General features: G+C 67.2%; 5 protein-coding genes and 1 tRNA gene. 3 read left to right on the forward strand and 3 right to left on the reverse strand.

Annotated features, from left to right (window positions below; translation table 11 throughout):
• From RMO97_RS05295 to RMO97_RS05305, 3 genes are all read right to left on the reverse strand, one after another.
• Entirely contained in the window at positions 1 to 1,929 is a 1,929-nt protein-coding gene (locus tag RMO97_RS05295) for a TonB-dependent receptor domain-containing protein (protein WP_310539486.1), read from the reverse strand.
• Positions 1,930 to 2,106: 177 nt separating this feature from the next.
• Positions 2,107 to 3,465, reverse strand: coding sequence for a trigger factor (tig, locus tag RMO97_RS05300; RefSeq protein ID WP_310539490.1), 1,359 nt, complete (start codon positions 3,463 to 3,465; stop codon positions 2,107 to 2,109).
• A 156-nt stretch (positions 3,466 to 3,621) separates the two neighbouring features.
• Positions 3,622 to 4,206 carry a class I SAM-dependent methyltransferase gene (locus RMO97_RS05305; RefSeq protein ID WP_310539487.1) on the reverse strand — a complete coding sequence of 195 codons (585 nt, stop codon included), beginning with the start codon at positions 4,204 to 4,206 and terminating at the stop codon, positions 3,622 to 3,624.
• Between the two features lie 118 nt (positions 4,207 to 4,324).
• Here RMO97_RS05305 and RMO97_RS05310 point away from each other — a divergent pair.
• The 3 genes from RMO97_RS05310 (at position 4,325) to RMO97_RS05320 (ending at position 6,703) form a co-directional block, all read left to right on the forward strand.
• A tRNA-Leu gene (locus RMO97_RS05310) sits at positions 4,325 to 4,409 on the forward strand.
• A 55-nt stretch (positions 4,410 to 4,464) separates the two neighbouring features.
• Positions 4,465 to 5,988, forward strand: a complete 1,524-nt coding sequence (locus RMO97_RS05315; protein ID WP_310539488.1) for a tetratricopeptide repeat protein — start codon at positions 4,465 to 4,467, stop codon at positions 5,986 to 5,988.
• Positions 5,989 to 6,022: 34 nt separating this feature from the next.
• On the forward strand, positions 6,023 to 6,703 hold the full coding sequence (locus RMO97_RS05320) for a hypothetical protein (protein WP_310539489.1): 681 nt from the start codon (positions 6,023 to 6,025) through the stop codon (positions 6,701 to 6,703).
• Positions 6,704 to 6,762: the final 59 nt, after the last annotated feature.

The raw sequence follows: 6,762 nt of genomic DNA on the forward strand, positions 1-6,762 counted from the left end.
TCAGAAGCCCCAGCGCAGGCTGGCGCGCACGCTGCGCGGTGTTTCGCGCCGCGGCAGGGAGCCGTTGACGAACTCCAGGTGCTGGTCGTTGAGCAGGTTGTCCCCGATCACCGCCAGCTCGACCTGGTCTGTCACCCGCCAGGCCAGCCGGGCGCCCAGCTCGGTGTAGCCGGCGACTGCCGGGCTCTTCAGGTCGTCGATGCTGCGTAGATCAATATCCAAGTCGACGGTGGGGGTCAGACTCATTTGCGACCGCAGGGAGAGCTGATAGCTCGGGTCGGCGCCCGCGAAATCGACGCCGAAGATGTCGCGGCTGCCGGCGTCAAGCGACAGGTCCTTGCGCAGGGCGCTGGCTCCGGCGGTCAGACGCCAGCCCGCGCGCACCTGCCAAGCGGCCCAGGCCTCGACGCCGTAGGTCTCACCGCGCATGCCGTTCCTGACTTCCAGGGGGAACACCGCCCGCGTGATCGACTCCGCGGTCCGCAGATCGTCGAAGACATTGTAGTAGGCCGACACCGACACCGAGAAGTTGGGTGAGGGCTGGCCACGATAGCCAGCCTCGTAGGCGATCAGTTCTTCCGACACGAAAGCGGGGCCGCCGGCGATCAGGCCGGGATTTATCAGGTCGCGATCGAATCGCGAGGGCGTGCGCACGCTCCGGGAGATCGCACCCCAGATCAGGGCGTGATCCGTCGGGCGCCAGGCCAGCCGGGCGTTGGGCAGGTATTCCAGGCCCGTATAGCTGTTGTGTTCCAGCTTCAGGCCCAGGGTCAGGATGAGATCCTCGCGCAGGGCGACTTCGTCCTGAACGAAGAGGTTGCCCAGCCGGGTGGTGCGACTGGCGGGGTCGAGGAAGGATGTGCGGAACCCGCCACGGAAGATGTCCTGGTTATGCCGATAGCCGCCCCCCACAACGATGGTATGGCGACCTCGGGGGGCCAGGGCGTACTGCAGATCGAGATTATAGACCTCCAGGCTATCCTTGATGCCCGAGGTGATCGTGCGGTGGTCGCGGGCATAGTAGGCGGTGGCCTCCACCACGCCGCCGGCCTCCGGCCGATGAGTCCAATTGCCCAGCAGGTTGCCGCCGCCGATGGCCCCCTCGGCCCGCGCACCGGGTACGGGGGCGCTGGAGCCATCGTAGAGGTCGCCCTGCAGTGTGAAGGAATCGCCCTCCCCGCCCCAATCGACCTTGAAGCCCGACTGGGCCCGGTCCCAGGAATCACGAGCACCGGCGCCGAGCGTGGTGCGGCTCTCACCGTATTCGGCGGCCATGCCATAGATGCGGAAGGCGCCGGTCTCGCCGAAACGCCCGCCGTAGCGCAGGTTGGCGGCGGTATCGTCGGAGCCCGTCGTGAGGTGCGCCAGGCCGCCCTGGGTGTCGCCGGCCTTGCGGGTGATGACATTGATGACGCCGTTGACAGCGTTGGCGCCCCAAAGGGCGCCGCCCGGCCCGCTGATCACCTCGATCCGCTCGACATCGTCAAGCATGACCGCCTGGGCGTCCCAGAATACGCCGGAGTATAGCGGAGTGTAGATGCTGCGCCCGTCGATCAACACCTGAAGCTTGTTGGAGGTGCCCGTGGAGTGATTGAACCCGCGCGCCGAAATTCCATAGCCGGAGGCGTTCAGCCGCGCGACTTGCAGGTTGGGCGCCAGGCGCAGCGCCTCGGGCAGGCTGTCGGCGCCGGAGAGCCTGATCGCGTCATTGCTGATGACATAGACGGCGGCTGGAGCACCGCTCAGGGCCTCGGGGCGCTTGGAGACCGAGGTGATCTCAACATTGGCGAGCTCCTCTAGCGACAGGCGGGAGAGGTCTGCCAGAGAGCCCGCGTCGGCGACGTCGGCCCAGGCCGGCTGGGCGACAAGCAGGGCCACCGAGGTGCACGGCGCCAGGGCTCGGCCCGCGATCCGAACAAGCAATGGCATCCAGAGCCCCGCCCAACTCTCAACCAAGCGGCTCACGGGCGATTCCTCCCGGGCCAACGCGCATCCTGCCGACATCAGAAAGCTCAGCAATCACCCGAAACGCGGAGCATGCGAAAATGGTTCCGCAACGAAAAAGGGCGCCCGGCGGGCGCCCTTGATCTCGTCTGTCGAGCGCCTCTAGGCGCCGTAGCCGGCCGGCATGTCGTCTTCCTTGAGCAGGTCGTCCTTGGACACCTTCTCATCCTTGACCTTGGCCTGTGCGACGATCAGGTCGACGACCTTATCCTCGAAGATCGGGGCCCGCAGCTGGGCCTGGGCGGCGGGGTTCTGGCGGAAGAAGTCGAAGATCTGCTGGGCTTGCGGGCCGTAGCGCATGGCTTCGGCGCGCATGGCCTCAGCCAGTTCCTGATCGGTGATCTGCACGTTGTTGACCCGGCCGATCTCGGCCAGGACCAGACCCAGGCGCACGCGGCGCTCGGCGATCTTGCGGTATTCGGTCTGCAGGACGTCGTCGGACTTTTCCAGGTCTTCCGGCGGCAGTGTGCCCCGTTCCTTGTCCGACTGAACCTGACCCCAGATCTGCGCGAACTCGGCCTCGACCATCTTGGGCGGCAGGGGGAAGTCGTGCTTCTCATCCAGCACGTCCAGGAGGGCGCGCTTCAGCTTGAAGCGCGAAGCGCCCGAGTATTGGCTTTCCAGGTTGGTCTTCAGCAACTCGCGCAGCTTTTCCAGGCTCTCGACACCTAGGCGCTCGGCCAGGCTGTCATCGGCCTTGGACTCCACGGGAGCCTTCACTTCCTTCACCGTGGTCTCGAACTCGGCGTCCTTGCCGGCGAGGTTCGGCGCCTGGTACTCGGCCGGGAAGGTCACCTTGACCATGACCTTCTCGTCCGGCTTGGCGCCCACCAGCTGTTCTTCGAAACCGGGGATGAAGCTGCCCGAACCCAGGACCAGCTCGGTGTCCACGCCCGTGCCGCCTTCGAAGGCGACGCCGTCGGCGCGGCCGATGAAGTCGATGACGACCATGTCGCCGTCCTTGGCCTTCACGGTCTTGCCGGTGCGGGTCTCATAGGTGCGGTTCTGCTTGGCCAGCTCGTCGACGGCCTCGTTCACCTCGGCGTCGGTGGGCTCATAGACCGGGCGCTTCAGCGAAATCTTGGTGAGGTCGGTGGGCTCAAAATCGGGCATCACCTCGATGGCGATGTCGTAGGCGAGGTCAGCCTTGCCATCGATGACCTGGGCCATGTCGCCGTTCGGCGTCAGGTCCGGATCGCCAGCGGGGCGCAGCTTGTTCTCCTCGAGCACCTTCTGGGTGGTTTCGTTGAGCGTCTGCTCCACGACTTCGCTCATGATGGACTTGCCATAGAGCTTGCGGACGTGGGCCTGCGGCACCTTGCCGGGCCGGAAGCCCTTGATGTTGAGGGTGGGGGTGATTTCGGCGATCTTGGCGTCCAGGCGCTCGACCAGGTCCGACATCGGGACGGTGACGCTGAAGACCTTGCTCAGGCCTTCACCAGACTTCTCAACGATCTGCATCGACATTCTTGAATTTTCCGGACACGGCGCGGTGTCGTGCGCCTTTCAGGTCCGCCTCGGCTGAATAGGTAAGCGCCGCCAGGGCTGGCGGCGAGCGGGCGACCTTATGTCATTTCACGGCGCGCACTCCAAGCCCAAAGAGGGCGGCGCACGCCCTCACCCCACGCGGCGGACCAGCAGGTTGGTCCAGCCCTCGGTCTCCCGGCTGGGCCGCACGTCATAACTGACGGATATGGCCATGGTTTCCAGGTCCCCGACCTCGTCGACCAGGGCCTGGGCGGCCGGGACGTCGAGGTCGGTGAACAGCCGACCGGCCGTATGGCGTTCCCCGCTGCCGAGCTTGAAGGACAACTCCCAGACGCCGCCTTGGACCAGGGCCGCCCGGAGCGCGCGCATGATGTCGGGCAGTTCACGGCGGGGAACATGCAGCAGTGAGGCGCTCGCCCAGATTCCGTCAAAAGCCTCGCACCACGCCACGTCGGCGAAGTTGAGGTGCAGGACGGGCAGCCCTGTCAGGGCTGAGGCGCGCGCCACCATGGCGGCGGAGCCGTCGAAGGCGGTGACCTGGAAACCTAGCTGATGGAAGGCCAGGGCGTCCCGGCCCGAGCCACAGCCCGCGTCCAGCACCCGGCCGCCTGGCGGAAGGGCCGCGACGAAGCGCCGGCGGCCCTCCGAAAGGTCGACGAAGGCGGTGTCGGCGAAGAAGCGCTCGGCGTTGTCGTCGTAGTAGCCGGTGGACAAGGTCCCCTCCCCGCGTGTGACCGGCAGGCTCTGCGGCGGCGGGGACCTGGTCAAGCTCTTGGCGTGGCGTGCGTTGGCTTGCCCATTTCGTCGGCCCAGCTATAGACGGGCCGTGTTGGCGGCTATGGCGGAATTGGTAGACGCACCTGGTTTAGGTCCAGACGCCGCAAGGCGTGGGGGTTCGAGTCCCTCTAGCCGCACCACCCTTCCGACGGAAATCCCCTTGCGGGCCCCACCGTCATCGACAAGGTGACGGCGATGACCGACCGCTCGTCTCCCGACCCTGACGCCCTGTTCAAGCTTGGCCTGGAACAGCTCCGCGCCGGCCAGAGCGCGGCGGCGGCGGCCACGCTGCAGGGCGTGGTCGAGGCGGCGCCCGAGCATGGCGAGGCGTTGATCGCCCTCGGCTCGGCGGAAATGGCGCTGAGCCGATGGAGCCTCGCCGAGACACACTATCGCCGCGCCCTGGATCTCCTGCCCCACCACCCCGCGCCGCTGAGGAATCTTGGCATCCTTTTGGGCGAGCACGAGCGGCACGCAGAGGCGCTTGTGCTCGCGGACACCACGCTCGCGGCCGATCCCGACCACAGCCAGGCCCTGCTGACCCGCGGCAACGCGCTGACCGGGCTTTCGCGGCTGGAGGAGGCCCTCCAGAGCTACAGCCAGGCCGCCAGGTTCGGGGACGTCGCCTATGAGGCCCTGACGAAACTCGGGCTGACCCATGCGGCGCTCAGCGAGAACGAGACGGCTCTGCGCCGCTTTGGTGAGGCCATCGCCTTGCAGCCGAACCTGGCGCTGGCGCCCTTCCGGCGAAGTCTGGTTCGTCTGCTGATGCGGGACTTCTCGGGCGGTTGGGACGACTACGAGGCGCGCCTGAGCGTCGGCGCCTTCGTCGCTTCGTCGATGTCTTTCTATCACCCGGTCATGGCCCAGGTGGTCCGCCACCTGGCGGCCGCCGGTCTCCCTGGCCGCAGCATCAAGCTGCTGGGAGAGCAGGGACTGGGCGACCAGGTGATGTTCGCCAGCATGATCGGTGATCTCGCCCGGGACGCGGCCAAGGTCACCTGCGTCTGCGACGCTCGGCTCGAGCGTCTGTTTGCCGCCTCCATCACGGGCGTGACGTTCCAGGGCCTGGGCAGTCCTCCGGTGCTGTCGGTCGCCCCGGACGAAACCCTCGTCGCCATGGGTAGCCTGGGTCGTCTCTATCGGCGCCGCGAGGCTGATTTTCTGGGAACCCCTTTCCTGCGGGCCAGGCCAGAGGTGCGGGAGGCCTGGGCCGCTCGGCTGGGGCCGCGGCCGAGGGGTCTGCGGATTGGCCTGTCCTGGCGCGGCGGCGTGCCCAGCACGCGCAGGGGTCAGCGCTCGCTGTCCCTGGACCAACTGGCGCCGGTGCTCGACCTGCCAGACTGCGACTTCGTGAGCCTGCAATATGGCGACGTGGCCGCCGAACTGGAGGCGGTCAACGCCGGACGCCTAGCCCCGGTCCGGGCCTTCGACCCCAGCGCCACCTATGATTTCGAGGACCTTGCGGGCCTCATCGAAAACCTGGACGTCGTGGTGTCGGTGCAGACCGCCGTCGTGCATCTCGCCGGCGCGACCGGCGCCGATTGCCTGACCCTGGTGCCGCACAATCCGGAATGGCGCTATGCGGCGTCAGGCTCCACCATGCCGTGGTATCGGTCCGTGCAGCTGTTTCGCCAGGCCACGCCGGGCGCATGGGAGCCGGTCGTTCGGGATGTCGAAGGCGCTCTTCGGCGCAGGCTCGCCGAACGGGCGACCTGACTCAATTCGGAGAATCGACCTGCTGGCCTCCCCTGTGCTTGACGTCTTCATCGGCTACGACCCCCAGGAGGTCGTCGCCTACCACGTGCTTTGCCAGAGCATTGTCGAGCACGCCTCGCAGCCCGTGCGCTTCACGCCGATCGATCTGCCCAGCCTCAGCAAGGTCTTCCGCCGCGCGCCCAGCAACGCCCAATCGACGGCCTTCTCGTTCTCGCGATTTCTGACCCCGTACCTCGCCGGCTACGCCGGCTGGTCGCTGTTCATCGACTGCGACATGCTCGCCCGCGCGGACATCGCCGAACTGTTCGCCCTGGCCGACGACCGCTACGCCGTCATGGTCTGCAAGCACGACTACACGCCCCGGGACACGGTGAAGTTCCTCAACCACCCCCAAGCGCGCTACGCCAAGAAGAACTGGTCGAGCGTCATGCTGCTGAACAACGCCCGCTGCGCGGCCCTGACCCCCGAGTATGTAGAGGAGGCGTCCGGACTGGACCTGCATCAGTTCAACTGGCTCGCCGACGAGGCGCAGATCGGGGACCTCCCGCTGACGTGGAACTGGCTGGTGGGGGAGTATCCCTACGCGCCGGAGGCCCGCATCGCGCATTTCACGCGCGGCGGGCCCTACTTCGCCGGCTATGAGGCGTGCGACTACGCCGACGAATGGCGCGCGACGCAGGCCCGCGCCATGGCCGCCGCCGGCCGCCTGCTCTAGCCTGCCACCTCCATAGCCAGCGGGATGAGGGACGCCAGCAGCAGCAAGGCCATGGTCAC

Origin of the sequence: Phenylobacterium sp. (assembly GCF_031425575.1) — a bacterium.
Taxonomy (GTDB): Bacteria; Pseudomonadota; Alphaproteobacteria; order Caulobacterales; family Caulobacteraceae; genus Phenylobacterium.